The organism is Brevundimonas sp. (assembly GCF_051858995.1).
Taxonomy (GTDB): Bacteria; Pseudomonadota; Alphaproteobacteria; order Caulobacterales; family Caulobacteraceae; genus Brevundimonas.
The window spans coordinates 329,979-354,990 of record NZ_JBHYGN010000001.1 but is presented as its reverse complement, the minus strand read 5'-3'; the positions used below and the strand labels follow the sequence as shown (position 1 = coordinate 354,990).

Sequence of the window (25,012 nt, the reverse complement as noted above, 5' to 3'; positions counted from 1 at the left end):
GATCGACTGTAAGGCGCCACGGTGACCGCCTGCTCCTTCCACCGGGAGCGCCGGAGCTCCCGCATGTCGATCCGCCTGACCCTCGCCGCCGCCGCTACCCTGGCCTTCGCCTCTCCCGCCTTCGCCCAGGACGCCCCGGCCGCGCCGCCCGCGCCCCCGGCGGCGCCTGCCACTCCGGCCCAGGCGAGCCCGGAAGAAGTCGCCCTGACCGCCCGCGTCGAGGCCGCCGCCCAGCCGCTGGAAGCGATGATGGAGGCCATCAAGCCGCGCGCCGCCGCCATTCGCGCCGACGCCAGCCTGTCCGCCGCGGACAAGGAAACGCAGGTTCGCGCCCTGCTGGCCGAGCACCAGTCGACCCTCGACGAATTCTCCGCCGCGGTTCAGGCCTTGGTGCTTTACAAGGCCAGCGCCGAGGGCGCCGAGCCGGAGGAAGCCGCCCAGGCCGCGTCCATGGTCGGCGGCATGATCAACACCCAGATCGCCCAGGCCCTGCTGACCGGTGAAGCCGAGGGCGAGTAAGCCTTACCGCGATTTCACTTGAGCGAGGGCCGCGACAGGCGGAGGTTCGGGGCCTGATTTTCCCGGAGCCCTTCGATGATCAAGGCCCTCTCCCTCGCCGCCGCCCTCGCCGTCCTGCCGCTGTCCGCCGCCCTGGCGGGCGAGCCGCAGTCGTCGCCGCAAGCCGCCCCGTCGTCCACCGACGTGGCGGAAGCGGCCATTGAAGCCGCCGCCGAGCGGTTCGAGGCCCGCATGGAAGCCTATGGCGAACGCGCCGAGGCCATCAAGGACGACGCTAACCTGACCGAGGCGCAGAAGAAGCTCCAGATCGCCGCCGTGTGGGCGGAGTATCAGCCCGACGTCGCCGCCTTCACCGCCGTGGTGTCCGAAAATGTCGGCTCCCTGCTTGGCGGCGCCCTGGCGGACATCGACGTCGAGGCCCTCGTCGCGGACGCCATGGACGCCGTTGAGGAATCCGGCGTCATGCAGATGGCGGGCGGCATGGCGACCAACGGCGCCTGGGCTTCGAACGATCCGGAGCACATGGCCACCTACGGCCTTGTGGCCCAGTACGCCGTCGGGGAGGCGCTGGACGCCATTGACGAAGCCTCGGGGGGCGAAATCAGCGTCCATATGGGCGACGATGAGGCGCTCGAGGCTCCGGCTTCGGCCCCGGCCCGCAACGGCGCCGACTGATCCAGCCGACTTGACCGGGGGCGGTCGCGGCCTGACATCGGGCCATGACCAGCCTGCCCGTCGATCCGCCCCTCTACGTCACCTTTCTGGGGGTGATGGCCGTGATGGCTGTCACGCCCGGACCGGCCAACGTCTTCTCGGTCGCCAACGGCGTCCAGCGCGGCAAGGCCGGAGCCCTGCTGGGCGTGGTCGGCATGAACGCCGCCACCCTGGTCTGGTTCGGCGCGGCGGCCCTGGGCCTCGGCGCCCTCGTCTCGGCCTTTCCCGACGTCTTCCGCTTCATCTCGATCGCCGGGGCGCTCTATGTCGGCTGGCTGGGCGTGAAGGCCCTGCGCGGCGGCTTCGCCACCGCCGCCGATCCCGACGCCCCGACCGTGAAGATGGGCCGCAGCGCCCTGATCGACGGCTTCATGGTCCAGATCGCCAATCCCAAGGCCATTCTGTTCTTCACCGCCGTCCTGCCGCCCTTCATCGACGTCAACCGGCCCGCCGCGCCCCAGCTGGCCATGTTCGCCATGGCGGCCATCGGCATGGATGTGATCAGCATGTCCGCCTACGGCCTTGGCGGTGCGGCCTTGTCGAGACGCATGTCAGAACCTAGGTTCCGTAAAGGCTTCGCCTTTCTGACCGGCGCTCTCCTCATCGCCGCCGCCGTGCTTATTCTTTCGCGTTTATAAGGGCTTGTTGATCCGGGGAACCGGTTTGTTCATGTCCCGTTCAGCCGACAGGGCGCTTTATAGAGCGTCAAGGAGCATCCCATGAACACCCGTTTCCTCAAGCCCGTGCTGCTGGTGACGGCGGCGGCGCTCGCCCTGTCCGCCTGCGCCACGGCCACTCCCTACGGCCCGGCCGGTCCCAACAGCCGCTACGGCTATTCCGAACAGCGTGTCGACGCCGACCGTTTCCGCGTGTCGTTCGCCGGCAATTCGGTGACCTCGCGCGAGCAGGTCGAGATGTCGCTGCTGCTGCGCGCCGCCGAACTGACCGTTGAAAGCGGTCACGACTGGTTCGCCACCGTGAACCGCGCCACCGATCGCGACGTCCGCCTCAGCGCCTCGCCCGATCCCTTCTACTATGACCGGTATAGCCCCTTCTGGGGTCCGTCGTGGCGCTACTACCGCCGCGGCTACTGGAGCCCGTGGGGCTATCGTGACCCGTTCGGCCCGAACTTCGACGTTCGTGAGATTGATCGTTTCGAAGCCACCGCCGAAGTCGTCCTGGGCCGCGGCGCCAAGCCCGCCGGCGATCCGAACGCCTTCGACGCCCGCGAGGTGATCAACAACCTCGGTCCCCGCGTTCCGCGCGGCTGATCAGTGGCTAGTGGATCAGGCTAAGCCTTTCGCGGTCCAGACAGAAAAAGCCCCGCTCGGTGATCCGGGCGGGGCTTCTCATTGGTGGCTCGATGATGGCTACAGCGAACTCGCCACTAGCCGATAGTCACGCCTCAGAGCCCCACACGGGGCGACTTCAGCCGCCGCTTGTTGGTGTGACTGGCCGGGGCCGTGCCGAGGTTCTGGGGGATCTCGCCCTTGAAGTAGAACCGCTGCCACTGCTCCTTCACGGCCTCGGGATCACCCGCCGCGAGGGCGTGGTTGAACTCGCTGCGCGCCTTCAGCCAGGCGTCGTACTGGCCCTTCATATTGGGATTGGAGTCCAGGGTCCGGATCACCGGCTCAAGGGTCTCGACCTTGCGGTGTTCGAACGGGGTGATGAAGCAGAAGGGCTCGCCCCGCTCGAACTTCACCTTCCCCGGACGGGTGAAAATCCAGTTCATGGTGAAGGGGAAGGGCAGCCAGTCGGTCTCGATCAGGCCGGTCAGCGGCTGGATGCCGTCCTTGACGTGGTTGGGCGCGCCCCCCGCCAGCATCCCCCAGCCCGGCGGCGTCCGGAACAGATACTGAGGATGCAGGGTCAGCACCCCGCGAGAGAAGTGCGAGGTGACGAAGTGGTGCAGATGCGGCGTCGGCCGCTCGGGCGTGATGACGATGTCGGTCTGCGACGGTCCGCCGTTCCATTCCGCCGTGAAGGTCAGCGGGCACAGGATTTCCCAGCCCGTGGTGTTGGCCATGTTCAGCGGCAGGCAGCGATAGGGGTGACGACTGGCGAAGGCGTCCATCCAGTCGCGCGACACCCGGCCGGGCACCAGATCCGGCGGCTGGGGTGTCATCGGATAGCATTCCAGTTCCATGGGCGGCCTCCGGCAGGTAAGCGAAATCGTCCTCCTCCCTACCGAACCGCCATGACCGAAGACAAGACGACCGCCCCCGAACCCGCCTACGACCGCGACCACCTGCTGGCGTGGATGGCCGAACAGGGCGTCGAACAGGTCACTCATGACCACCCCGCCGTCTTCCGCGTCGAGGAGGGGCTGGAGCTCAAGGCGGCCATGCCGGGCGCCCACACCAAGAACCTGTTCCTCAAGGACAAGAAGGGGAAGCTGTGGCTGATCTCGGCCCGGCAGGACACGGTGGTCAATCTGAAGCGGGCGCCGAAGACCATCGGTTCGGACCGCCTGTCCTTCGGCAATGAGCATCTGCTCTACGAGACCCTGGGCGTCCGCCCCGGCTCGGTGACGGCGCTGGGGCTGATCAACGACCCGGACCAGCGGGTGAGCTTCATCCTCGACAAGGCCCTGTGGGACGCCGAGATCGTCAACTTCCACCCCCTGACCAACACCGCCACCACGGCGATGACGCAGGATCAGTTCCGCAAGGCATTGGCGGCCATGGGCCGGGCGCCGGTGACGGTGGTCGATTTCAGCGACCTGGCCTGAGGTCTTCCCGCCACCTGCTCGCAACGATATACAACATGTACGAAACGTATATTCGGGAGCGCCCCATGGGCATCGTCAACATCGAGGACGAGTTGCACGAGCAGCTGCGGCGGGCCAGCAAGGCGTCGTGCCGGTCGATCAATGGGCAGGCCGCCTTCTGGATCAGGATCGGCATGCTGGGCGAACTGAACCCGGGCCTGACCTTTCAGGAGCTCTCGGCGCGCGAGCTGCGGGCGGCGGGCGTGACGGCGCCGGAACCCTCGGGCGTCGCGGCATGATCAAGACCCCGCAAGAGATTGAGCTGATGGCCGAGTCCGGCCGCCTGCTGGCGTCGGTCTTCACCCATCTGGACAGCTTGTCGCTGGCGGGCATGAGCACGATGCAGGTCAATGATCTGGTCGAGACCTATATCGTCGACGAGCTGAAGGCCCGGCCCGCGTCCAAGGGACAGTACGACTATGGCTTCGTGCTGAACTGCTCGATCAACGCCGTCGTCTGCCATGGCGTCCCGTCGCAGACCGAGATCCTCAAGGACGGCGATATCGTCAATCTGGACATCACTCTGGAGAAGAACGGCTTCATCGCCGACTCCTCCAAGACCTATATGATCGGCGAGGTCCCGGCGGCGGCCCGGCGGCTGGTGCGGACCACCTATGAGGCCCTGTGGAAGGGCATTCGCGCGGTGAAGCCCGGCGCGACCCTGGGCGACATCGGCCACGCCATCGAGAGCCATGCCAAGAAGGCCGGCTATTCCGTGGTGCGCGACTATTGCGGCCACGGCATCGGGCGCGAGATGCACGAAGACCCGCAGGTCCTGCATTTCGGCAGACCCGGCAAGGGGCTGACCCTGCGCGAGGGCATGACCTTCACCATCGAGCCGATGATCAACCAGGGCCGCGCGGGCGTGGAGACCGGCGACGACGGCTGGACCGTCACCACCATCGACGGAAAGCTGTCGGCCCAGTTCGAGCATACGGTGGCGGTGACCAAGACCGGTGTCCGCGTCCTGACCCTGCGTCCAGACGAGAAGGCGCCGGCGTAGGACCCCGTCCGTTCGGTCGATTTCCGCACCCAAACGGCCCTGCCCGGTTCAATCCTTGCCCGGACAGTGCTAGAGCCCCGCGCGTCTCCCCGACCCCATTCCAGATCACGGACGTCGCCATGCCCGCCGCTCCCGACTTTCCCCCCGCGCCGAACCGCGTGGCGCCGAAGCGCGCCCTGATTTCGCTGAGCGACAAGACGGGGCTGGAAGACGCCGCGCGCGCCCTGCACGATCTGGGCGTCGAACTGGTCTCGACCGGCGGCACCCGCGCCGCCATCGCCGGCTTCGGCCTGCCGGTGAAGGACGTGGCCGATCTGACCGGCTTCCCGGAAATGATGGACGGCCGGGTCAAGACCCTGCACCCGGTGGTGCACGGCGGCCTGCTGGGCGTGCGGGACGAGCCGTCCCACGCCCAGGCCATGACCGAGCACGGCATAGGCGGCATCGATATTGCCTGGATCGACCTCTATCCGTTCGAGGCCACCGTGGCCTCGGGCGGCGGTTTCGAGGCGGCAGTCGAGAACATCGACATCGGCGGCCCGGCGATGATCCGTTCGGCCTCGAAGAACCATGGCTATGTCGCCGTCTGCGTCGACAAGGATGCGGTCGACCAGGTTCTGGAGGCCCTGAAGGCCGACGGCGCCACCTCGCTGGAGCTGCGCAAGCGTCTGGCCGCCCGCGCCTTCGCCCGTACCGCCGCTTATGACGCCGCCGTCTCGGGCTGGTTCGCCCAGCAGGTCGAGGACGAGGCCCCGGCCCGCAAATCGATCGCCGGCTCGCTGGCCCAGACCCTTCGCTACGGCGAGAACCCGCATCAGTCGGGCGCCTTCTACCGCACCGGCGAGCGCCGTCCGGGCGTGGCCTATGCGACCCAGATCCAGGGCAAGGAGCTGGGCTACAACAACATCGCCGACGCCGACGCCGCCTATGAACTGGTGGCCGAGTTCGAACAGCCTGCCGTCGTCATCGTCAAACACGCCAACCCCTGCGGCGTGGCCGTCGGCAAGGATCTGTCGGAAGCCTATGCCCGCGCGCTGGAATGCGACGCCGTCTCGGCCTTCGGCGGCGTCATCGCCGTCAACCGCCCGCTGAACGGCGCCGACGCCCGCGCGATCACCGACATCTTCACCGAGGTCGTCATCGCCCCGGGCGCCGACGAGGAAGCGAAAGAAGTCTTCGCCGCCAAGAAGAACCTGCGCCTGCTGATCACCGACGGCCTGCCCGACCCGCACGGCGCGGGCGAGGTGTTCCGCTCGGTCGCCGGCGGCTTCCTGGTGCAGTCGCGTGACCGCTCGCTGATCAAGCCCGCCGACCTGAAGATCGTCACGCGCCGCCAGCCGACGCCGACCGAGATCCAGGACATGCTGTTCGCCTTCACCGTGGCCAAGCACGTCAAGTCCAACGCCATCGTCTACGCCAAGGACGGCCAGACGGCGGGCATCGGGGCCGGCCAGATGAACCGCCGCGACAGCGCCCGCATCGCCGCCATCCGCGCCAGGGAAGCCGGTGAAGCCAAGGGGCTGGCCCAGTCGCTGGCCGAGGGTTCGGCCTGCGCGTCGGAAGCCTTCTTCCCGTTCGCCGACGGCCTGCTGGAAGCGGTGGCCGCGGGCGCCACGGCGGTGATCCAGCCGGGGGGGTCTATGCGCGACGCCGAGGTCATCGCCGCCGCCGACGAAAAGGGCATCGCCATGGCCTTCACCGGCGTGCGTGTCTTCCGGCACTAATCTTAGGGGCGCTAACGCTCGCGACGCGGTCGCTCGCTGCTTGAGCGCGGTGAACTTGGGAGCCTGACCGGGATGAGCATTGTCCGGATCATCGAGGCCTCGCCAAATGATCCGGCGGCGGTCCGGCTGCTGGACGCACTGTCAGATGCCCTGAGCGCGATCACGGGCGATGACGGGCGCGCGTCCTTCGATCCGGCGCAGACTGACGAGGCCCGTTCAGTCTTTCTGCTGGCGCTGGATGGAGCGGACCGGCCGGTCGGCTGCGGCGCCCTGCGTCCGCTGGCCGAGGGTGTCAGCGAGATCAAGCGGATGTACGCCGCGCCCGGCACGAAGGGCGTGGGTGCGGCCCTGCTGACGGCGCTGGAAGCCGAGGCGGAACGGCTGGGCTATGCGACCCTGAAGCTGTCGACCCGGCGGGTGAACCATCGGGCCGTCGACTTCTACAGACGTCAGGGCTGGAGCGAGACCAACCCCTTCGGCCGCTATATCGGACGTCCGGAATCGGTCTGCATGGCCAAGGTGATCAGTCCTCGATGACCTCGTGCGCGCCGACGGCCCCGGCGCGCCAGTAGCCGGCGGCCTTCATCGCCTTCGGGTCAAAGCCCATGGCCACCACGACGCCGCGCAGCGTCCGCGCGACTTGGCTTTCGCCCGCGATCCAGACGTAGGCGTCCTCGCGCGGGATATCGGCGAGGGCCGTTTCAGCCGCTGCGCGCAGGGGCTCGACCTGTCCACGCGGTCCGCCGTTCCGGGCCACCCGGATCACGGTCAGATCGGCCGCGCTGCCCAGCGGCGGCGCCGAAGCCTCATCCTCGAGCTCGACGATCACCGTCGCCTTCGTCCCGGCGGGCAGTTCCTCGAGCCGTCGCGAGATGGCCGGAACCGCTGTCTCGTCGCCGATCAGCACATGATGCGGATAGCTGGTCGGGACGATGAAGGAGCCGCGCGGCCCGCCGACGCCCAGCTGTGAGCCCGGTTTCGCCGTCATGACCCAGTCCGTCGCCGGACCACCGTGGCCGACCGCGAAGTCGATCGTCAGGGTGCGCGCCGCCGTATCCCACTGGCGCGGGGTGTAGTCGCGCGCCGTCGGCCTGGGCTCGGGGAACACCGGGCCGTCCGGCCCCACCGTCGGCAGGACCAGCGGCCCGCCCTCCCGAGGCGGGAAAATCTTTACATGGTCGTCGAAGCCCAGGGAGACGAAGTCCTCCAGACCCCCCGTCAGGATCACCCGCTTGAGGGACGGCGTCAGGTCGGAGACCTCGACCACCTCCAGCAGGCGGAACTTCAGCGGGTGGCGGACGCGGCGGGCGATGCGCAGGGCGTCCGTCATGCCTTCTCCACCCGGTCGGCGGCCTGGTTGAGGATGTCGGCGACTTCCTTGATCCGGGCTTCGTCCAGCGGGATGTCCTCGGCCAGCTTGGCGTGGACCGCGCCGCGCAGGCGCATGATGGCCTCGGCGATGGCGACCGGGCGCGCCGCGCGGTGGGCGAATTTGGCCAGCATCTCGCGCAAGTCGGTCAGAGCGTCCGCATTCTCTTCCAGCAGCGTCCGGCCCGCCTCGGTGATGGCGTAACGCTTCTTGCCGCCCTCCTCGCGCCCTTCGAGCGCGCCCATCTCTTCCAGCAGAGTCAGGGTCGGATAGATGACGCCGGGGCTGGGGGCGTAGGCGCCGCCCATCCGCGTCTCGATGGCCTTGATCAGCTCGTAGCCGTGCGCCGGGCCGTCCTCGGCGATCAGCGACAGGATCAGCCAGCGCAAATCACCCCGCGCCAGCAGCCGCTTGCCGCCGCCGCGATGGCCGCGCCCGCCGAAACCGCCGCCCGGCCCGCCTTTCGGCCAACCGCGCCCGAACTCATTGCGCATTCCGCGCCCGAACATGCCGTGGCCACGCCGGCCCCAGAAAGGATGGTCCATCGTCTCTCGTCCATTTTCGATATATCTGTTCATCTCGATTTAGATATATCTGAAACTGACGCCTCGCAAGGGGTGGCGTTCACGGACAAAGCGGGGCTCACTGTGGCCATGGATACGCTCGCCGCCCGCTGGACGATGCTCGAACCCGGCGTCGCCGTGGTCGGGCCCGACGATGATCGCTCGCGCCCGGCGGTGATCCTGTTCCACGGCTGCGGCGGCCTGCGCGATCACCTGCCCCGCTATGCCGAGGCGGCGAAGGCGGCGGGCTGGCGCGCCTTCATCATCGATTCCTACGGCCCCCGGGGCTGGAGCCGTGACCGGGCGCTGATGACGGTCTGCACGGGACTTGTCCTGCGCGGCGACAAGCGGGCGGGTGATGTTCTGGCGGCGCTGGACGGCGTGTCCCGCAGACGGGACGTGGATGCGTCACGCCTTGCGCTGGCGGGCTGGAGCCACGGCGGCTGGGGCATCATGGAGGCGATGAGCTCGGAACGGCGAGACCGCATGCTGGGCCTCGCCAACCCCAGCGCAGTCAGTCTGAACGGGGTCCGCGCCGTCTATCTGGCCTACCCCTACATCGGTCTGGCGGCGCTGAATCGGATGCGGCCGTGGAAGCATTGCCCCAAGACGCTGGCGGTCATCTCGCGCGGCGATCACCTGACCACCGTCCGCAACGCCGAACAGGTCCACGCCATGGTGCGCAACTGCGGGGCGGAGGTGGAGACCTGGATCGCCGAGGGCACCCACGCCTTCGACGAGCCGGGCGCGGCCAAGCCCATGCGCTATCACCCGGAACTGGCCGACGAAGCCATCCGCCGCTTCGTCGCCCTGCTGGAAGACGTCGCCGCCGCGCCCGCGGTCTGAAGCTCCCACGAGGAATCTTTCCGCAGCGCCCTTGACGGTCGCCAAGACTCGTAACAATTGAAGTTACATGAAACGAGACTCCCGTCTGTCCGGCGTTCTTCACGCCCTGCTCCACATGAGTCAGGCCGAGGCGCCGATGACCTCGGAGCAGTTGGCCGTCTGCCTGCACACCAATCCGGTCGTGGTCCGGCGCACCATGGCGGGGCTGCGCGAAGCCGGTCTGGTCATTTCGGAACGCGGCCACGGCGGCGGCTGGCGGCTGGGCCGCCCCCTGTCCGGCATCACCCTGCGCGACGTCCACACCGCCCTGGGCGAGCCCGCCCTGACCCCAGAGAGCCCGGCGGTCGAAAGCCCCGGCTGCCTCGTCGAGGCAGCGGTCAACCGGTCGCTGGAGGACGCCTACGCCGAGGCCCGCGCCCTGATCGAGGCGCGTCTGGCCCACATCACCCTAGCCGATCTGGCGGCGGACTTCGCCGACCGGATGGCCGATTTCAAAGCTGGAGCCCCACATGGACCCGACCATGCCGCATGACGCTATCATCATCGGCGGCTCCTACGCCGGCTTGAACGCCGCGATGCAACTGGCCCGCGCCCGGCGGCGGGTTCTGGTCATCGACGACAACCGGCCGCGCAATCGATTTGCCGCCCACGCTCATGGCGTGATGGGCCGGGACGGTATGCCGGGATCGGAGATCGCCGCCGAGGCCCGGGCCCAGGTCGCCGCCTATCCCACCGCCGCCTTCCGACGCGGCGAGGTGGTGAGCGTCCAGTCCGGCGCCTGCGGCTTCTCCGTCAACCTGGCGGACGGCGGTCTGGTAACTGGCCGACGCGTCCTGCTGGCGCATGGGGTCCAGGACATCCTGCCGGACCTTCCCGGCGTGAAGGAACGGTGGGGGCGCACCGTGCTGCACTGCCCCTATTGCCACGGCTATGAAATCGGCGGCGGCCCTATCGGGGTGTTGGGCGCGAGCCCTATGTCTGTCCATCAGGCAGTCATGGTCGCCGAATGGGGCCAAGTGGTTCTGTTCCTGAACGACAAGCTGGAACCGGACGCCGAACAGGCCCGCATGCTGGAACGGCGCGGCGTCATCGTGGAAGCCACGCCGGTCGCCACGCTCGAGGGCGAAGGCGCCGGATTGGACGGCGCCCGGCTGGCGGACGGACGGCTGATCCCGCTGAAGGCGGTCTTCGTCGGTCCGCGTCTTCGGCTGAACGGCGACCTGGCCCAGGCCATGGGCTGCGAGATCCAGGAGACGCCCCTCGGCGAGATGATCCGCACCGATGACCTCAAACAGACCACCGTGCCGGGCGTCTTCGCCGCCGGGGATGCGGCGCGGATGATGTCGAACGTCACCCTCGCCGCCGCTGACGGCGTGATGGCCGGGATCGGCCTGCACCGATCCCTGATCGAGGAAGACGCCGCCTGAAGCTGAGGGCGCCTAGCGCGGCTCGATGGTCACGGGCGCGCGCAGGGAGTTGGCGACGTAGCAGTGCTCGTGCGAGCGATGGTGCAGGTCCGCGATGGCGGCGTCGTCGGGCAGGAGGTCGCCCGAGAAGGCGACCGCGGGGCGAAGGGTGATGGCCGTGATCGCCACCTTGCCCCGTTCGTCCCGGCCCATGACCGCCACGGCCTCATCGACATAGCGGTCGACCGTGAAGCCCGCCTTGGCCGCATAGCCGAGGAAGAACAGCATGTGACAGCTCGACGCGGCGGCGACCACGGCCTCCTCCGGATCGACGGCGGTCGGGTCGGACATGGGGATCGGCACGCTGCCGGGTGCCGAGGAGCCCCACACCACCGCGCCGCCGTCAAAGCGCCAATCGTGGGCGCGAGAGTATTTGTTGTCGGTGAAGGGCTGGTCGCCCCTCGTCCATTCCACGGTGGCGACGTACTCGCTCATGGCGATCCCTCCTGCGGCGATGACCAAACCGTGTAGCCCGGTTCGGAACGGGAACCCAGCGCCCGGCTTGCCCGCGCGGGCGACCCGCCTTATCCGGAGGCATGGCCGCCCCCCTGATCTGCCCCTCCATCCTCGCCAGCGACTTCTCGAAGCTGGGTGAGGAAGTCCGCGCCCTCGACGCCGCCGGCGCCGACTGGATCCACATCGACGTGATGGACGGCCATTTCGTGCCCAACATCACCCTGGGCCCGGACATCGTGAAGGCCATCCGGCCGCACACGACCAAGACCTTCGACGTGCACCTGATGGTCGCCCCGGTCGACCCGTGGCTGGAGGCCTACAGGGAGGCCGGCGCCGATATCCTGACCGTGCACCCGGAGAGCGGGCCGCACCTGCACCGGACCCTGGGCCGTATCCGCCAGCTGGGCGCCAAGGCGGGCGTGGTGTTGAACCCGGGCACCCCGCTGACCGTTCTGGAGGAAGTGGTCGAGCTGGTGGATCTGGTGCTGCTTATGTCTGTGAATCCGGGCTTCGGCGGCCAGTCGTTCATCCCGACCTCCCTGCGCAAGATCGAGAAAGCCCGCGCCCTGCTGGACGCCGCCGGCTCGAAGGCGCACCTTCAGGTCGACGGCGGGGTGACCAGCGCCAATGCCGCCGCCTGTGTCGCTGCCGGGGCCGACGCCCTCGTGGCCGGCTCCTTCGTCTTCAAGGGCGGCCCCGAAGCCTATGCCGCCAATATTCAGGCCCTGAAGTCCGCGTGAGCCCATTCGGCCCCTTCTCGAAGCCGGAAGGCGACGGGCCCGCGCCCGGCGAGATTCCAGGCCTGCGCGGCGCGCCCGTCCGCACCCCTGTTCGCGCCACCGGCGCCGCGACCGGTCCGGCCCTCTGGCCCGCCATCGCCGGGCGGCTGCTCACCCGCCAGCTGTGGATCGAGGCCTACGGCCTGCCCGGCTATGCGCTGACGCTGAAGGGCCGCACCTCCCAGGGGTTCGCCGCCACCCCGCGTGACTTCCGCCCGGTCGACCCGACCGTGGGCAAGGGTATTGTGGGCGGCCGCTTCGTCTTGGCCGGATCCAGCCTCGAAATCGCCGAGACCGAGGATCCGTTCAACCGTCCCAGCCCGACGCGCGCCTTCGCCGTCGACCTGCACGCCTTCGCCTGGCTGCCGTCGCTGATGACCCAGGGCGAGCGCGGCGCCCGCGAGGCCCTGCGCCTGACCCTGATCTGGGCCGAGGTCTTCGTGCGCTGGTCGCCCTTCGCCTGGGACCCGGACATTCTGGCCCGTCGCGCCATCAACCTGGCCTGCGCCGCCCGCCGCATGGGACAGGTCGCCACCGAGGCCGAGCGCCTGAAACTGGCTGATGTGCTCGGCCGCCAGGGCCGTCAGCTGCTGCGCCCGCCTGGTAGCGTCGCCACCCGCGCCGAGCGCCTGACCGCCGCCGCCGTGGTCGGCTGCGTCCTGACCGGCGCGCCGGGCGTCTCGATCCGCCGCAAGGCGCTGGGCCGCCTGTCTCGCGCCCTGCCCCGCGCCGTCGGTCCGGATGGAGGCCACGCAAGCCGCAGCCCGGAAGCCGGTCTGGAACTGCTGCTGGACCTGCTGGTCCTTGAGGACGGTCTGGGCCAGCTGTCCGAGACCGTGCCCGACGCCGTCGCCGAAGCCATTCGCCGCCTGCAGGCCGCCCTGCGGCTGCAGACCCTGCCGGACGGACGTCTGGCCACCCTGCAGGGCGGCGGCCCCTCGACCGCGACCCGCGTCGCCGCCGCCCGGGGCGCGGAGATCGAACCGTCGGACGCCGCTGGCGCCGTGGCGGGAGCCACGCGCATCCGCAGCCCGCTGCTGACCATCATCGCAGACACCGCCCCGCCCGCGCGCGGGCCGTGGGCCTCGGCCGCCTGCGCCCAGCCCCTGTCGCTGGAGATCGTCTGCGGCAAGGATCGGCTGGTCACCGGCTGCGGCTGGACGCCCCGCGCCGCCGACCGTCAGGGCCTGCGCCTGACCCCTGGCCATTCGACCCTGACGCTGGGCGAAACATCGACCGGTGAACCGCTCAGCGGCTGGAAGGGCGATCTGCTGGGGCCGCGCCTCGTCGGCCGCCCCCTGCATGTCGAGGCCAACCAGCGGGACGGCGAAGGCGCCGTCTGGCTGGAGATCGAACACGACGGCTGGGTCCATGACTTCGGCCTGTTGCACCAGCGCCGCCTCTATCTGGACCAGCGTCTGGACGAACTGCGCGCTGAGGAGCGGCTGCATCCCGCGCCGGGCCAGAAGGAGGTGGTGCGCGCCATCGCCGCCCCCTACGCCGTCCGATTTCAGCTGGAGCCGGGCGTTCAGGCCTCGCTGGCCCGCGACCGCCGCTCCATCCTGCTGCGCGGCCATTCGGGCCGGGGCTGGTGGTTCCGCACCGACGGGCCGGACGTGGCCATCGAGCCCTCGGTCCATGTGGACGAGGGCCTGACACGCCGTTCGCTGCAGATCGTCGTGCGCGGCTCGGCCCGCACGGACTCCGAGACCAAGATCCGCTGGAAGCTCAGTCCGGCGGGCGCGGGCAACGATCCCTCTTGAGTGGGACATCCGGCGCGACCATCTGACGGCTACCGCGTTACGACTGATCCGATACCAGGACCCACATGACCCTCACCGACCTGCCTGACGACCTGATCAAGGAAGGCTCCGACGCCGGCTTCATGGCCGATGTCGTCGAGGCCTCGAAGAGCCAGCCGGTGCTGGTCGATTTCTGGGCGACCTGGTGCGGGCCCTGCCGCACCCTGACCCCCATGCTTGAAAAAGCCGTCCGGGCCGCCGGCGGGGCGGTGAAGCTGGTCAAGATCGACGTCGACAAGAACCCGGCCTATGCGGGCCAGCTGCGGGTCCAGTCGATCCCGACCGTCTACGCCTTCGTCAACGGCCAGCCGGTCGACGGCTTCCAGGGCGCGGTGCCGGAGAGCCAGCTCAAGGCCTTCATCGACAAGCTGACCGGCGGGACCAGCGCCAACTCCGATATCGAGCAACTGCTGTCGCTGGGCGAGGAATCCCTGTCGCTGAACGATCTGGGCGGCGCCGCCCAGGCCTTCGCCCAGGTGCTGACGCTGGAGCCGGGCCACGAGAAGGCCATCGCCGGGATGGCGCGGGTCTATCTGGCCGACGGCGACGTCGATCAGGCGCGCCAGACCATCGCCATGGCCCCCGCTGACTCACGCGACGCCACGGTCCAGTCGGTCCGCGCCCAGCTGGCGCTGGCCTCGTCGGCCCCGACCGGCGCTTCGGGTGAACTGGAAGCCAAGGTCGCCGCCGATCCGAACGACCATCAGGCCCGCTTCGACCTGGCCCAAGCCCTCGCCTCGGCGGGCGATCTCAGGGGCGCGGTCGATCACCTGCTGAAGATCGTCTCGGCGGACCGCGAGTGGAATGAACAGGCCGCCCGCAAGCAGCTGCTGACAGTGTTCGAAGCCGCCGGCGCCAACTCCGACGTGGCCCGCGACGGTCGCCGTCGCCTGTCCTCGCTGCTGTTCGCCTAAGGGAGGTTTCGGTGGCTCAGGGTTACATCAGGGCCGCCGACCTGCCGCAGGTCATTCCCGTCTTTCCCCTCTCGGGCATCCTGCTGCTGCCGCGTGGCCAGTTGCCGCTGAACATCTTCGAGCCGCGCTATCTGAACATGGTGGACGACGCCATGGCCGGGGACCGGATCATCGGCATGATCCAGCCTGCCGGCGGACTGGCCCGCCTGCCGACCCTGTCGCCGGTCGGCTGCGCGGGACGGATCACCAGCTTCAATGAGACCTCGGACGGGCGCTATCTGATCACCCTGACCGGGGTCTCGCGCTTCCGCATCGCCGGGGAGTTGCCGGTTCAGACCCCCTATCGACAGGTGCGGGCCACCTTCGCCGAATGGGAGGCCGATCTGACCGCCCCACCCGCGGGTGAAGGCGGGCTGGACCGGGAGGGCCTGCTGGATGCGCTGAAGGCCTATCTGGAGACGCGCGGCCTCGACATCGACTGGGACACGGCCGAGACCGCCCCGCCCGAGGCCCTGGTCAACAGCCTGGCCATGGCCCTGCCCTTCGATCCGCCCGAGAAGCAGGCCCTTCTGGAGGCCGCCGACCTGGACCGCCGCACCGAAGTCCTGACCGCCCTGATGCAGATCGGCGCCGCCAGCGACGGCGAGGGCGAAGCGCCGTCGATGCAGTGAGGGATTAGGGAATAGGATTAGGCGAGGCACGACCAGCACGAATTCCGCTAATCCCTGGTCCCTAATCCCTAATCCCTGTAACCTCCACCGATGACCAGCGACGCCTTCAACACCCCCAACACCGTCGATCCGCGCCTGCTCGAGGTGCTGGTCTGCCCGGTCACGCGCGGCAAGCTGACCTATGACCGTGAGGCCCAGGAGCTGGTCTCGGCGGGGGCCAAGCTGGCCTTCCCCATCCGCGACGGCGTGCCGATCATGCTGCCGGAAGAGGCGCGTCAGCTGGGCTGATCGGGATGGCGACCGCCACCCTCTTGCCGCATGCCCTTTTCTGCTTCGGAACGACGGCCCTCATCCTCGCACTGCGCCGGGACGTGGTCCGGCTCCGGGCCTTCGGTCCTCAAGGGGCAAACGAAGACCTCGACGCCTTTCGACGAACCTTTCGCGGGCTCGGCTGGAAGCTTCCGGTGCTCGTCGTGGCCCTGATCGGGCGGTGATCCTCGCCGCCCAATGGGCGCCCGTCTGGCGGGCCACCCTGCCGGGACAAACGGTCCTGACCCTGCTTTGCATCCTCGCCGGGCTGAACGTCCTGAGCGCCGCCGCCAAGGCCCATCGCCAGGAATGGTCGGCGAACGGCTCCTTCTTGGGTTGCTGCGCGCGAGCCTCGTGGCAGTGGTGGCCATCGGCCTGTTCGCCCTGACGCTGTTTTGGCGTTTCGGGGCCTAAACCGGCTCGCCCTTCAGCAACCTCGGCAGGTCGCCGGTCGCGCCGCCCGCTTCGTGCATGAAGGCCTTGCGCAGGGGCGGGATGCGGTTGACCGCGGCCATGCCCAGATCGCGCGCCAGCCGGACCGGCGGGATGTCGTTCGAGAACAGGCGCACGAAGGCGTCGAAGCCGACAGTCAAGGCCGTGTTGTCGAACCGGCGCCAGCGGGCGTAGCGATCCAGCACGATCTCAGAACCGATATCCTCACCGGTCCGCATCGCCTCGATCAGCACCTCGGCGAGGGCGGCGGCGTCCTTCAGCCCCATGTTCAGCCCCTGCCCGGCGACAGGATGGACGCCGTGGGCGGCGTCGCCGATCAGGGCGATACGCGGGGCGGTCAGCTCTTCGGCCAGTTGCAGGGAGAGCGGATAGACGAAGCGCGGTCCCACCACCGTGACGTCATCCAGAAACTCGCCGAAGCGTCGCATTAGATGGGCGTTGAAAGCCCCGTCCGACGCCGCCTTAAGCGCCTCCGCCCGACGCGTCGTCTCGGTCCAGACCAGACTGGCGCGTTGCTCGGTCAGGGGCAGGATGGCGAAGGGGCCGCCCGGCAGGAAGTATTCGTGGGCCACATTGCCGTGGTCCCGGCCCAGGGACACTGTCGCCACCACCCCGCTCTGGCCATAGCCCCAGCCGACGGTGTCGATCTTCGCCGCCTTGCGCACCGGCGACTGCCGTCCCTCGGCGCCCACCACCAGAGGGGCCTCCAGAACCGATCCGTCGGTCAGGGTGACGGTCACCTTGCCCGGCCCGGCCTCGATGGTCTTCGCCATCGCCGGCGCGCGCACCTCGATCCCGGCGGCGGTCACCGCTTCGGCGAGGGCCACGCGGATGCGGCGGTTCTCGACCATGTAGCCCAGCGGTTCGCCGTCGGTGCGGTCAGCGATCTCATCGGCGTCAAAGCGCAGGAAGGCCGACGAGGGTCGCGGGCTGGCCGCGCCGGGACGCTTTCCATCCGTCACCAGAATGCGGTCCATCCGGCAGGCGTGGGGCCGCATGGTCGCCCCGGCGCCCAGGGCGTCGAAAATGCGGAAGGTGGCGAAGGCGATGGCGGTCGAACGGCCGTCGAAACTGGGGGCCAGCTGGGCGTCGAACGGCTGCGGATCGATCATCACCACCTTCAGCCCGCCCTGGGCTGCGGCCAGCGCGAAGGTCGCCCCGGCCATCCCGGCCCCGGCGATGATGATGTCGTAGCGATCCGGCGTGCTCATGGCCCCGGTTGTCGCGCCGGGACGGCTCCACGTCCAGTGCCTCCAGGCAGGGCGTTTTGTCCCTCTGGTAAACGGCCCTTAACCCTCTGCGCGCGACAACAGTGGTCGAGTCCCGCCTTCCCGGAGAGCGCATTCGCATGTCCGCCGCCCTCGCCCTCGGTCAACGCGCCTGGGTCAGCGCCCGCATCCTGTGGGACGCGCCCTTCGTGGTGCGCTTCCGCGGCGTGCTGCAGGCCCTGCTGGCGACCCTGCTGCTGGTCGCCCTGATCTCGTGGAACCGCGACGATCCCAGCCTGAACGCCGCCTCCAGCGCCGAGCCGACCAACTGGCTGGGCGCCAATGGCGCCCTGTTCGCCGACCTGTTCATCCAGTCCCTGGGCCTGGCCGCCTGGCCGACCGCCCTGCTGCTGATCGCCTTCGGTCTGGCGGGCGCGATCGGCGACGCGATCCAGCAACGGCTGAAGCCCACGCCGCTGAAGGCGCTGGCCGCGACCGGGGGCGTCCTGGCCCTGTCGGCGGGCCTGTCCTCGCTGGCGGATCCGGCGGCCTGGCCGCTGGCGACCGGCTTCGGCGGCCTGTGGGGCGACGCCGTGGTCGGCCTGCTGACCCTGACCTGCAACGCCCTGCGCATCGGCGCCGCCTCGCTGATCGCAGGAGCGATCTTCCTGCCTCTGGCCCTGTGGCTGATCGGCTATTCCATCGGCCTGCGCCTGTCCGATCTGGGCGAGGCCTTCGCCTGGGCCGGTCGTGGCCGGGGCGGCCCCCGTCCCGTCCAGACCCGCAATGAGGCCAAGGTCCGACCGGCCCCGCGGCCGCGCCCTGAGCCCGAGCCCGATTTCGAACCGGCCCCCTCGCCCCGCTCCGGCCCGACGCCCCCGCCTCCCGCCGCTGAGCCGACCTATGCGCCGGTGTCGCTGGACAGCGCCGAAGACGATGACACGCCGCCCTGGGACGAGCCCGCCCCGGCCCCCGCGCCCGCCCGCGCCGCGCCCGAGCCCAAGGTCGCCGCCGCCAAGACGCCCAAGGCCTCGCGTCGCGAGATCGACGACAGCCAGGGTGCCTTCGACTTCGCCAAGGCGGAATCGCTGGACGGCTTCGACCTGCCGCCGCTGGGCATGCTGTCCAAGCCGGAGAAGCGCGTCGCCTCGGTCGATGAGGAGGCCCTGAAGCAGAACGCCAAGATGCTCGAAGGCGTGCTGCAGGAGTTCGGCGTGCGTGGCGTGATCGACCAGATCCGCCCCGGCCCGGTCGTCACCCTGTATGAACTGGTCCCCGCCCCGGGCGTGAAGCACGGGCGCGTCGTGGCCCTGGCCGACGATATCGCCCGCTCCATGTCGGCCCGCGCCTGCCGCATCAGCGTGGTCCAGGGCCGCAACGCCATCGGCATCGAGCTGCCCAACGCCAAGCGCGAGACCGTCTACCTGCGCGATCTGCTGGCCTCGACCGAATACGACAAGCCCGCGCACCTGCTGCCGCTGGCGCTGGGCGAGACCATCGGCGGCGAGCCCTATGTCGCCGATCTGGCGCGCATGCCTCACCTGCTGATCGCGGGCACCACCGGTTCCGGCAAGTCGGTCGGGGTCAACGCCATGATCCTGTCGATCCTGTACAAGCTGACGCCCGCCCAGTGCCGCTTCATCATGATCGACCCCAAGATGCTGGAGCTCAGCGTCTATGACGGCATCCCGCACCTGCTGGCCCCGGTCGTCACCGATCCGAAGAAGGCCGTGGTCGCCCTGAAGTGGACCGTGCGCGAGATGGAGGACCGCTATCGGCGGATGTCCAAGCTCGGCGTGCGCAACATCGCCAGCTACAACGACCGCGCCCGCGCTGCGATCGAGAAGGGCGAGCATTTCGAACGCACCGTCCAGACCGGCTTCGACGAACAGGGCCGCCCGGTCTATGAGTCCGAGAAGATTCGCCCCGAGCCCATGCCCTATCTGGTCGTGGTCATGGACGAGATGGCCGACCTGATGCTGGTCGCGGGCAAGGACGTGGAAGGCGCCGTCCAGCGTCTGGCCCAGATGGCCCGCGCGGCCGGCATCCACCTGATCATGGCCACCCAGCGCCCGTCGGTGGACGTCATCACCGGCACCATCAAGGCCAACTTCCCGACCCGGATCTCCTTCCAGGTCACGTCGAAGATCGACAGCCGCACCATCCTGGGCGAGCAGGGCGGCGAACAGCTGCTGGGCCAGGGCGACATGCTCTACATGGCCGGCGGCGGCCGCATCACCCGCCTGCACGGCCCGTTCGTGGACGACAAGGAAGTCGAGGCCGTCTGCAACCACCTGAAGGCCCAGGCCGAGCCCGACTATCTGGACCTGATCACCGACGATCCGGACGGGGACGGCGACAACGCCTATGGCGACGAAGGCGGCAACGGCTCCTCGGGCGATGACCTCTACGATCGCGCTGTGGCCGTGGTCACCCGCGACCGCAAGGCCTCGACCAGCTACGTCCAGCGCCGCCTGCAGATCGGCTACAACCGCGCCGCCTCGCTGATCGAACGGATGGAGCAGGAGGGCGTCGTCAGCCCCGCCAACCATGCCGGCAAGCGCGACGTGCTGGCTGGACCGCCGCCCATGGTCTGATCCCGGCGCGGAACGACGGACGACGCGACCCGTTACAGTCGCCGCCGTCGCGCCAAGCTTCAGCATTTCGATGAACGCCCCTTCATCGGAGCGCCGGAATATGGTCTGGCTTGGGTCACGCCCCTGACAGACACGTCCTGCAAGACGGCCTGATCGACAACCATCCCGAACGGGAGACGCTTGCCATGACTGTTTCACGCCGCGCATTCGCGCTGGGTTCCGCCGCCGTCGCCGCCATCGCGGCCCTGCCCGCCCACGCCCAGTCGGGGCTGTCGGCCGAGGATCAGGCCACCCTGCAGCGCGCCCAGGCCTATCTGCAGGGCCTGACCTCCGCCCAGGGCAGCTTCACCGAAGTGTCCGGCCCGCAGACCCGCTCGGGCCGCTTCTATCTGCAGCGCCCCGGCAAGATGCGGTTCGAGTACACCAATCCCGCCGGTCTGCTGGTCGTCTCGGACGGCCATAACGTTAAGCGCTGGGACCCGCGCCTGAATAATTTCCAGCAGGTGCCGCTGGGCCAGACCCCGCTGTCGGCCTTCCTGTCGCGCAACGTCCGTCTGGATCAGGGCGTGCGTATCGAGCGCGTCACCCGCATGCAGTCGGGCGCCTTCGCCATCACCGCCCGCGACGCCCGCCGCCCCAACGACGGCCAGATCATCCTGTCCTTCGCCGGCAATCCGGTGCGCCTGCATGAGTGGAGCATCATCGACGCCCAGGGCGGCCGCACCACGACCCGACTGACGACGCTGGAGCCCGCCTCCAACCTCGCCGCCAGTCTGTTCCAGCTTCGCGACCCTACACGCCGTCCGGGTCGTAACTAGGATTTTCTCGCGTGGCGCGAAGCGTTGCCTTGGGACCACATCACCGCTTGGGCCGAAATTGGTTTGACGTTTTCCGTCGGTAGTGGCACATTAGTCACAGATCGGCGGGAGCCGGTCTGAACCGCTACGGATTTCATCCCCTTCCCGGCGGCGAGAGAGACGAACTTCCAGCGCCCGGCCCTTTTGGACCGGGCGCTTTTTTCGGCCCGGAGCGAGGACTGTTCGCCGGAGCGGCGGCGTTGTACGCACGGGCATGTCCTCGTCCCGCTATCTGTACTGGCTCAGCGCCGCCCTCGTCCCGCCCGGTGAGGGCGTCGGCACAGGGACCGGCCATCCCCACGCCGTCTTCGGCTATGCGACCGGCTATGTTGCGGCGGACCTGATGCCCTTCGTCCGGTCGTTGCGGGCCTGTTTCGACGGCGAGATCGTGCTGGCGGTCGATGATCGACCCGATATCCGCGCCCTGTTCGAGGAATACGGCGTCACCGCCGCCTCGGCCCTGCCCCAGAACGGCTGGGCGCCGCACCCAGTGATGGAGCGCTTCGCCGCCTATGACGTCTGGCTGGCCGCCCGCCCGTGGGTGAAGCAGGTGCTGCTGACCGACGTGCGCGACGTCATCTTCCAGAGCGATCCCTTCGCCGATCCGGCGACGCGGCTGGAAGTCTTCATCGAGAGCGAAGGCGCGACGCTGAAGGACCACCGCTTCGACCAGAAATATCTCAAGGCCCTGGTCGGCCCCGAGGTGGCGGCGCGCATCGACGAGCGCCCCTGCCTGTGCGTCGGCACCGTCTTCGGCCCGGCCGCCGCGGTCAGCCGCCTGTGCAAGGCCATCCTGCTGCTGGCCGCCATTCCCCGCTCCGAGATCGGCGGCATCTTCGGCGCGGATCAGGCGGCCTGTAACCTCGCCGTCCACCTGGGGCTGGTCGAGGCGGACGTGCGCGCCAACTACGGCCGCGTCGCCACCATCGGCGACCGCGCCAAGCCGACACTGCGCGACGACGGCCTGATCTCCAATCCGGACGGGAGTCTCAGTCCCGTCGTGCATCAGTACGACCGCCACAAGGCGCTGGCCGACGCGGTCCGTCAGCGCTGGGGGGCGCCCGCCGACGTCGTGGTCAAGGGCCGGACCAAGTCCCTGGGCGAGCGTATCCAGCGCCTGTCCGTCTCCTTCGCCCGCCGTATGCCGGAACTACGCTGACCATGCTTCGCGTCGCCACCTGGAACATCAACTCGGTGCGCCTGCGCATCGATCAGGTCAGCCGGTTCATCGCCGAAAGCGGGACCGACGTCCTGTGCCTGCAGGAGATCAAATGCCTGGAGGACCAGTTCCCCCGGGCCGCCTTCGAAGCCATGGGCCTGCCGCACCTGAAGATCGGCGGCCAGAAGGGTTGGCACGGCGTCGCCATCGCCAGCCGCAAGCCGATCACCGAAGCGCCGAAGCTGGACGTCTGCCGCGAGGGCCACGCCCGCTGCGTCGGCGTGATGGTCGACGGAGTCGAGATCCAGAATTTCTACATCCCCGCAGGCGGCGACCTGCCTGACCGCGCCCTGAACCCGAAATTCGATCACAAGCTGGACTTCTACGAGCGCTTGACCGCCGACATGGCGACCCGCGACCGGAAGGCCCCGCTGGTGCTGGCGGGCGACTTCAACATCGCGCCGGGCGAGAATGACGTCTGGAACCACCGCTACATGTCCAAGGTGGTCAGCCACACCCCGATCGAGGTCGAGACCCTAAAGCGGCTCCAGGACGCGGGCGATTTCACCGACGTCCTGCGCGACCAAATCCCCGAACCGACCAAGCTGGCCAGCTGGTGGAGCTATCGCGCCGCCGACTTCCGCAAGTCCAACCGGGGCCTGCGTCTGGACCACCTGTGGACCTCGCCCGGCCTCACCCCGGCGGTGAAGGCCGGCTCCGCCCGCATCCACGACGACGTCCGCGCCTGGGAACAGCCCAGCGACCACGCTCCCGTGACGATGGATCTGGACGTCTAGCCGCCCCGAAAGCGGGTCGCTTGTATTGTCACGCTTTCTTATTTTAGGTTGCATTCGGAATCAGGGTCGGGGGACCATCGAATGCTTCGCTTTCCATCGGGCGGTCGCCTCGACCGCATCGAGACGATCTATCTCGCCATACTGCGCGTCGGCGTGCTGGCTGTCGCCAGCATCTGCCTGTTGGCCGCGACCTTCTTCGCGATCGATGGTCTATGGCGAATTCTTGTGCCCACCGAGGTGAAGGAGAAGGCGACCGTCGTCGCCCCGGCGGAAGTCACCGCCGCAATGCGAACGGTTCCGGCGGCACGTCAGGCACAGGGCGAGCGGCAAATTCCGGAGGCTGTTCGCGCCGCCCACGCGGCCTTCTCGACCCAGGTGTTTCCCGCCTATTACGCGGTCTACAAACGCGCCTCGGACGCCTACCGCAAGACAGAGGACAAGACCCTCTCCCAGACCGAGCTGATGGATGCGCTCGGCTACGACCTGGACACCTACGCGGCAGGCGAAACCCTCGCGACCAAGCTGTTCATCGAGGATGCCAACTACCAGCAGCAAGCCCAGGCCGCTGTCAGCGCAGCCATGACCGATCCGGCCACGGTGCGCCTCCTGCGGGAGTATAAGGCGGCGCAGAAGACTGCTCGTGCCTGTTCCAGCGTCTACGAGCGCCGACGGGTCTGGGACCCGTACAGCACCGCCTGCTCGGACTGGTTCTATCAACCGTATGGGTGCAACGTGACCCGCAGCGTGCCCGTGGAGCGCTGTGTGCCCGCCTACCCCGACGGAATCGTCAGTCCGGTGGTCGCCTTTGGACGGGCCGACGACGCCTTCCGGACGCTTTGGGCCTCGCGGGCGGACGCCAACGCCAGTGAAGCCCAATCGACCCGGATGGATCGGGAGATGACCCGCTCACAGATCGGGCCGAGGCTCATGCTGGCCCTGCAGATTGTGGGCGGCTTCCTGCTGGTGATGTTCTTCTTCCTCATCATCGCCATCGAACGACACCTTCGCCGCCTCTCAAGCGCCAGCGCCGCTCAGGAGATCACCGGGCCGGAAGAGAAGCCCACGTCCTAGAACCGCGCCTCTTCGGCGAGAAAATCGAGGAAGACCCGCACCCGCGAGGGCAACCGTCCGCCGTGGCCGACATAGACGGCGCGGGTTTCCTCGACATCACCGGGGTTGAAGGGCTCCAGCACCTTCACCATCCGCCCGGCCTCGATATCCGGGCCGATGTGGAACAGGGACAGACGCGCCAGTCCGGCGCCCGCCAGCACCAGCGCCCTTGCTGTTTCTCCGTCGCCCGCCGTGGCCGGTCCCTCCACCAGCCGGGCCACCCGCTCGCCCTCCGCCGTGACGAAGGACCAGCCATCCAGATGGCGACCGAAGTTGAAGCCGATCAGGTCGTGGTTCGCCAGCTGATCCAGCGTCTGGGGCGTGCCGCGCCGGGCGAGATAGTCGGGGCTGGCGACCACCGCCATCCGCGTCTCGACCAGCTTGCGCGCCATCAGCGAGGAGGCCGCCATCGGGCCGACGCGGATCGCCACATCGGCCCGCTCGTCCATCAGGTCCACCACGCGGTCGTTCAGAACGATGTCCAGAATGACCTCCGGATAGCGGGCGTTGAAGGCCGGCACGCGCGGGATCAGGTGATGCAGGCCATAAGGGACACTGGCGTTGACCCGCACCCGCCCGCGCGGCGTGGCCGAGGCGGTCACGGCCCGCTCCGCCTCGTCGATATCGGCCAGCACCCGCACCGCCTGGTCGTGGAACACCTGCCCCTCGGGCGTCAGGGTCAGCCGGCGGGTCGAGCGGTTGATCAGCCGAGCGCCCAGCCGCGCCTCCAGCCGGGCCAAGAGCTTGCTGACCGCGGAGGGGGTCAGGCGCAGCGAGCGCGCCGCCGCCGACAGGCCGCCCGAGGCGACCACGCGCACGAACACCTCCATCTCGCCCGAGCGGTTCAGGTCCAGTCGCGCCATCGTTGACTTGATCTCACAGATGAAGGTCTTTGGTGACATCTAGTGCGAACAACGACGGTG

The 25,012-nt window shown here is 68.9% G+C and carries 30 protein-coding genes; 24 read left to right on the top strand and 6 right to left on the bottom strand.

Annotated elements, in window-relative coordinates; genetic code table 11:
* Nucleotides 1–63: 63 nt before the first annotated feature.
* The 4 genes from ACTIEF_RS01880 (at nucleotide 64) to ACTIEF_RS01865 (ending at nucleotide 2,504) form a co-directional block, all read left to right on the top strand.
* The gene (locus ACTIEF_RS01880; RefSeq protein WP_439470488.1) at nucleotides 64–519 is read left to right on the top strand and encodes a hypothetical protein; all 456 of its coding nucleotides are present in this window, start codon (nucleotides 64–66) and stop codon (nucleotides 517–519) included.
* 75 nt (nucleotides 520–594) lie between these two features.
* On the top strand, nucleotides 595–1,194 hold the full coding sequence (locus ACTIEF_RS01875) for a hypothetical protein (RefSeq protein WP_439470487.1): 600 nt from the start codon (nucleotides 595–597) through the stop codon (nucleotides 1,192–1,194).
* Between the two features lie 44 nt (nucleotides 1,195–1,238).
* Nucleotides 1,239–1,871, top strand: a complete 633-nt coding sequence (locus tag ACTIEF_RS01870) for a LysE family translocator (protein ID WP_439470486.1) — start codon at nucleotides 1,239–1,241, stop codon at nucleotides 1,869–1,871.
* Between the two features lie 81 nt (nucleotides 1,872–1,952).
* Entirely contained in the window at nucleotides 1,953–2,504 is a 552-nt protein-coding gene (locus tag ACTIEF_RS01865; RefSeq protein WP_439470485.1) for a CC0125/CC1285 family lipoprotein, read from the top strand.
* 134 nt (nucleotides 2,505–2,638) lie between these two features.
* On the opposite strand, the gene ACTIEF_RS01860 is transcribed toward ACTIEF_RS01865, so the two are convergent.
* Nucleotides 2,639–3,382 (bottom strand): DUF6065 family protein, encoded by a 744-nt coding sequence (locus ACTIEF_RS01860; RefSeq protein WP_439470484.1) that lies wholly within the window; start codon nucleotides 3,380–3,382, stop codon nucleotides 2,639–2,641.
* 51 nt (nucleotides 3,383–3,433) lie between these two features.
* Here ACTIEF_RS01860 and ACTIEF_RS01855 point away from each other — a divergent pair, with 51 nt between their 5' ends.
* The 5 genes from ACTIEF_RS01855 (at nucleotide 3,434) to ACTIEF_RS01835 (ending at nucleotide 7,270) form a co-directional block, all read left to right on the top strand.
* Nucleotides 3,434–3,967, top strand: a complete 534-nt coding sequence (locus tag ACTIEF_RS01855) for a prolyl-tRNA synthetase associated domain-containing protein (RefSeq protein WP_439470483.1) — start codon at nucleotides 3,434–3,436, stop codon at nucleotides 3,965–3,967.
* Between the two features lie 65 nt (nucleotides 3,968–4,032).
* Nucleotides 4,033–4,245, top strand: a complete 213-nt coding sequence (locus ACTIEF_RS01850; RefSeq protein ID WP_439470482.1) for a ParD-like family protein — start codon at nucleotides 4,033–4,035, stop codon at nucleotides 4,243–4,245.
* Entirely contained in the window at nucleotides 4,242–5,009 is a 768-nt protein-coding gene (map, locus tag ACTIEF_RS01845; protein ID WP_439470481.1) for a type I methionyl aminopeptidase, read from the top strand. Before ACTIEF_RS01850 ends, map begins: the two co-directional genes overlap by 4 nt.
* Before the next feature lie 119 nt (nucleotides 5,010–5,128).
* Nucleotides 5,129–6,733: a bifunctional phosphoribosylaminoimidazolecarboxamide formyltransferase/IMP cyclohydrolase gene (purH, locus tag ACTIEF_RS01840; protein ID WP_439470480.1), complete on the top strand. Its 1,605-nt coding sequence runs from the start codon at nucleotides 5,129–5,131 to the stop codon at nucleotides 6,731–6,733.
* A 72-nt stretch (nucleotides 6,734–6,805) separates the two neighbouring features.
* Complete coding sequence (locus ACTIEF_RS01835; protein WP_439470479.1) at nucleotides 6,806–7,270, top strand: GNAT family N-acetyltransferase; 465 nt, start codon at nucleotides 6,806–6,808, stop codon at nucleotides 7,268–7,270.
* On the opposite strand, the gene ACTIEF_RS01830 is transcribed toward ACTIEF_RS01835, so the two are convergent.
* A complete protein-coding gene (locus ACTIEF_RS01830; RefSeq protein ID WP_439470478.1) occupies nucleotides 7,257–8,063 on the bottom strand; it encodes a siderophore-interacting protein in 807 nt (268 codons plus the stop codon). The genes ACTIEF_RS01835 and ACTIEF_RS01830 overlap by 14 nt on opposite strands.
* Nucleotides 8,060–8,647: a PadR family transcriptional regulator gene (locus tag ACTIEF_RS01825; protein WP_439470477.1), complete on the bottom strand. Its 588-nt coding sequence runs from the start codon at nucleotides 8,645–8,647 to the stop codon at nucleotides 8,060–8,062. Before ACTIEF_RS01825 ends, ACTIEF_RS01830 begins: the two co-directional genes overlap by 4 nt.
* Nucleotides 8,648–8,755: 108 nt before the next feature.
* Between ACTIEF_RS01825 and ACTIEF_RS01820 the strand changes: the two genes are divergently transcribed.
* From ACTIEF_RS01820 to ACTIEF_RS01810, 3 genes are all read left to right on the top strand, one after another.
* The gene (locus ACTIEF_RS01820) at nucleotides 8,756–9,511 is read left to right on the top strand and encodes a dienelactone hydrolase family protein (protein ID WP_439470476.1); all 756 of its coding nucleotides are present in this window, start codon (nucleotides 8,756–8,758) and stop codon (nucleotides 9,509–9,511) included.
* A 67-nt stretch (nucleotides 9,512–9,578) separates the two neighbouring features.
* Complete coding sequence (locus ACTIEF_RS01815) at nucleotides 9,579–10,043, top strand: Rrf2 family transcriptional regulator (RefSeq protein ID WP_439470475.1); 465 nt, start codon at nucleotides 9,579–9,581, stop codon at nucleotides 10,041–10,043.
* Nucleotides 10,021–10,938 (top strand): NAD(P)/FAD-dependent oxidoreductase, encoded by a 918-nt coding sequence (locus tag ACTIEF_RS01810; protein ID WP_439470474.1) that lies wholly within the window; start codon nucleotides 10,021–10,023, stop codon nucleotides 10,936–10,938. Before ACTIEF_RS01815 ends, ACTIEF_RS01810 begins: the two co-directional genes overlap by 23 nt.
* A gap of 12 nt (nucleotides 10,939–10,950) precedes the next feature.
* Here the strand turns inward: ACTIEF_RS01810 and ACTIEF_RS01805 are convergent, their stop codons facing one another.
* Nucleotides 10,951–11,412 carry an OsmC family protein gene (locus tag ACTIEF_RS01805; protein WP_439470473.1) on the bottom strand — a complete coding sequence of 154 codons (462 nt, stop codon included), beginning with the start codon at nucleotides 11,410–11,412 and terminating at the stop codon, nucleotides 10,951–10,953.
* Between the two features lie 101 nt (nucleotides 11,413–11,513).
* On the opposite strand from ACTIEF_RS01805, the gene rpe reads away from it, so the two are divergent.
* The 7 genes from rpe to ACTIEF_RS01770 all read left to right on the top strand — a co-directional run bounded on the left by rpe (nucleotide 11,514) and on the right by ACTIEF_RS01770 (nucleotide 16,296).
* Complete coding sequence (gene rpe / locus ACTIEF_RS01800; RefSeq protein ID WP_439470472.1) at nucleotides 11,514–12,173, top strand: ribulose-phosphate 3-epimerase; 660 nt, start codon at nucleotides 11,514–11,516, stop codon at nucleotides 12,171–12,173.
* Nucleotides 12,170–13,975, top strand: coding sequence for a heparinase II/III family protein (locus ACTIEF_RS01795; protein ID WP_439470471.1), 1,806 nt, complete (start codon nucleotides 12,170–12,172; stop codon nucleotides 13,973–13,975). Before rpe ends, ACTIEF_RS01795 begins: the two co-directional genes overlap by 4 nt.
* A gap of 65 nt (nucleotides 13,976–14,040) precedes the next feature.
* Nucleotides 14,041–14,928 carry a thioredoxin gene (trxA, locus tag ACTIEF_RS01790; RefSeq protein ID WP_439470470.1) on the top strand — a complete coding sequence of 296 codons (888 nt, stop codon included), beginning with the start codon at nucleotides 14,041–14,043 and terminating at the stop codon, nucleotides 14,926–14,928.
* 11 nt (nucleotides 14,929–14,939) lie between these two features.
* The gene (locus tag ACTIEF_RS01785; RefSeq protein ID WP_439470469.1) at nucleotides 14,940–15,599 is read left to right on the top strand and encodes an LON peptidase substrate-binding domain-containing protein; all 660 of its coding nucleotides are present in this window, start codon (nucleotides 14,940–14,942) and stop codon (nucleotides 15,597–15,599) included.
* A gap of 90 nt (nucleotides 15,600–15,689) precedes the next feature.
* Nucleotides 15,690–15,887: a Trm112 family protein gene (locus ACTIEF_RS01780; protein WP_439470468.1), complete on the top strand. Its 198-nt coding sequence runs from the start codon at nucleotides 15,690–15,692 to the stop codon at nucleotides 15,885–15,887.
* Between the two features lie 5 nt (nucleotides 15,888–15,892).
* A complete protein-coding gene (locus ACTIEF_RS01775; protein ID WP_439470467.1) occupies nucleotides 15,893–16,093 on the top strand; it encodes a hypothetical protein in 201 nt (66 codons plus the stop codon).
* Nucleotides 16,090–16,296, top strand: coding sequence for a hypothetical protein (locus tag ACTIEF_RS01770; protein WP_439470466.1), 207 nt, complete (start codon nucleotides 16,090–16,092; stop codon nucleotides 16,294–16,296). Before ACTIEF_RS01775 ends, ACTIEF_RS01770 begins: the two co-directional genes overlap by 4 nt.
* A gap of 22 nt (nucleotides 16,297–16,318) precedes the next feature.
* Here ACTIEF_RS01770 and ACTIEF_RS01765 read toward each other — a convergent pair whose 3' ends face one another.
* A complete protein-coding gene (locus ACTIEF_RS01765) occupies nucleotides 16,319–17,572 on the bottom strand; it encodes a UbiH/UbiF/VisC/COQ6 family ubiquinone biosynthesis hydroxylase (RefSeq protein WP_439470465.1) in 1,254 nt (417 codons plus the stop codon).
* Between the two features lie 137 nt (nucleotides 17,573–17,709).
* Between ACTIEF_RS01765 and ACTIEF_RS01760 the strand changes: the two genes are divergently transcribed.
* The 5 genes from ACTIEF_RS01760 to ACTIEF_RS01740 all read left to right on the top strand — a co-directional run bounded on the left by ACTIEF_RS01760 (nucleotide 17,710) and on the right by ACTIEF_RS01740 (nucleotide 24,050).
* Complete coding sequence (locus ACTIEF_RS01760; RefSeq protein WP_439470464.1) at nucleotides 17,710–20,166, top strand: DNA translocase FtsK 4TM domain-containing protein; 2,457 nt, start codon at nucleotides 17,710–17,712, stop codon at nucleotides 20,164–20,166.
* Between the two features lie 185 nt (nucleotides 20,167–20,351).
* Complete coding sequence (locus tag ACTIEF_RS01755; RefSeq protein WP_439470463.1) at nucleotides 20,352–20,984, top strand: LolA family protein; 633 nt, start codon at nucleotides 20,352–20,354, stop codon at nucleotides 20,982–20,984.
* A gap of 253 nt (nucleotides 20,985–21,237) precedes the next feature.
* On the top strand, nucleotides 21,238–22,182 hold the full coding sequence (locus tag ACTIEF_RS01750) for a hypothetical protein (protein WP_439470462.1): 945 nt from the start codon (nucleotides 21,238–21,240) through the stop codon (nucleotides 22,180–22,182).
* Between the two features lie 2 nt (nucleotides 22,183–22,184).
* The gene (locus ACTIEF_RS01745; RefSeq protein WP_439470461.1) at nucleotides 22,185–22,979 is read left to right on the top strand and encodes an exodeoxyribonuclease III; all 795 of its coding nucleotides are present in this window, start codon (nucleotides 22,185–22,187) and stop codon (nucleotides 22,977–22,979) included.
* A gap of 81 nt (nucleotides 22,980–23,060) precedes the next feature.
* Nucleotides 23,061–24,050, top strand: coding sequence for a hypothetical protein (locus ACTIEF_RS01740; RefSeq protein WP_439470460.1), 990 nt, complete (start codon nucleotides 23,061–23,063; stop codon nucleotides 24,048–24,050).
* On the opposite strand, the gene ACTIEF_RS01735 is transcribed toward ACTIEF_RS01740, so the two are convergent.
* Nucleotides 24,047–24,952: a LysR family transcriptional regulator gene (locus ACTIEF_RS01735; protein WP_439470459.1), complete on the bottom strand. Its 906-nt coding sequence runs from the start codon at nucleotides 24,950–24,952 to the stop codon at nucleotides 24,047–24,049. The two genes, ACTIEF_RS01740 and ACTIEF_RS01735, sit on opposite strands and share 4 nt — an antisense overlap.
* Nucleotides 24,953–25,012: the final 60 nt, after the last annotated feature.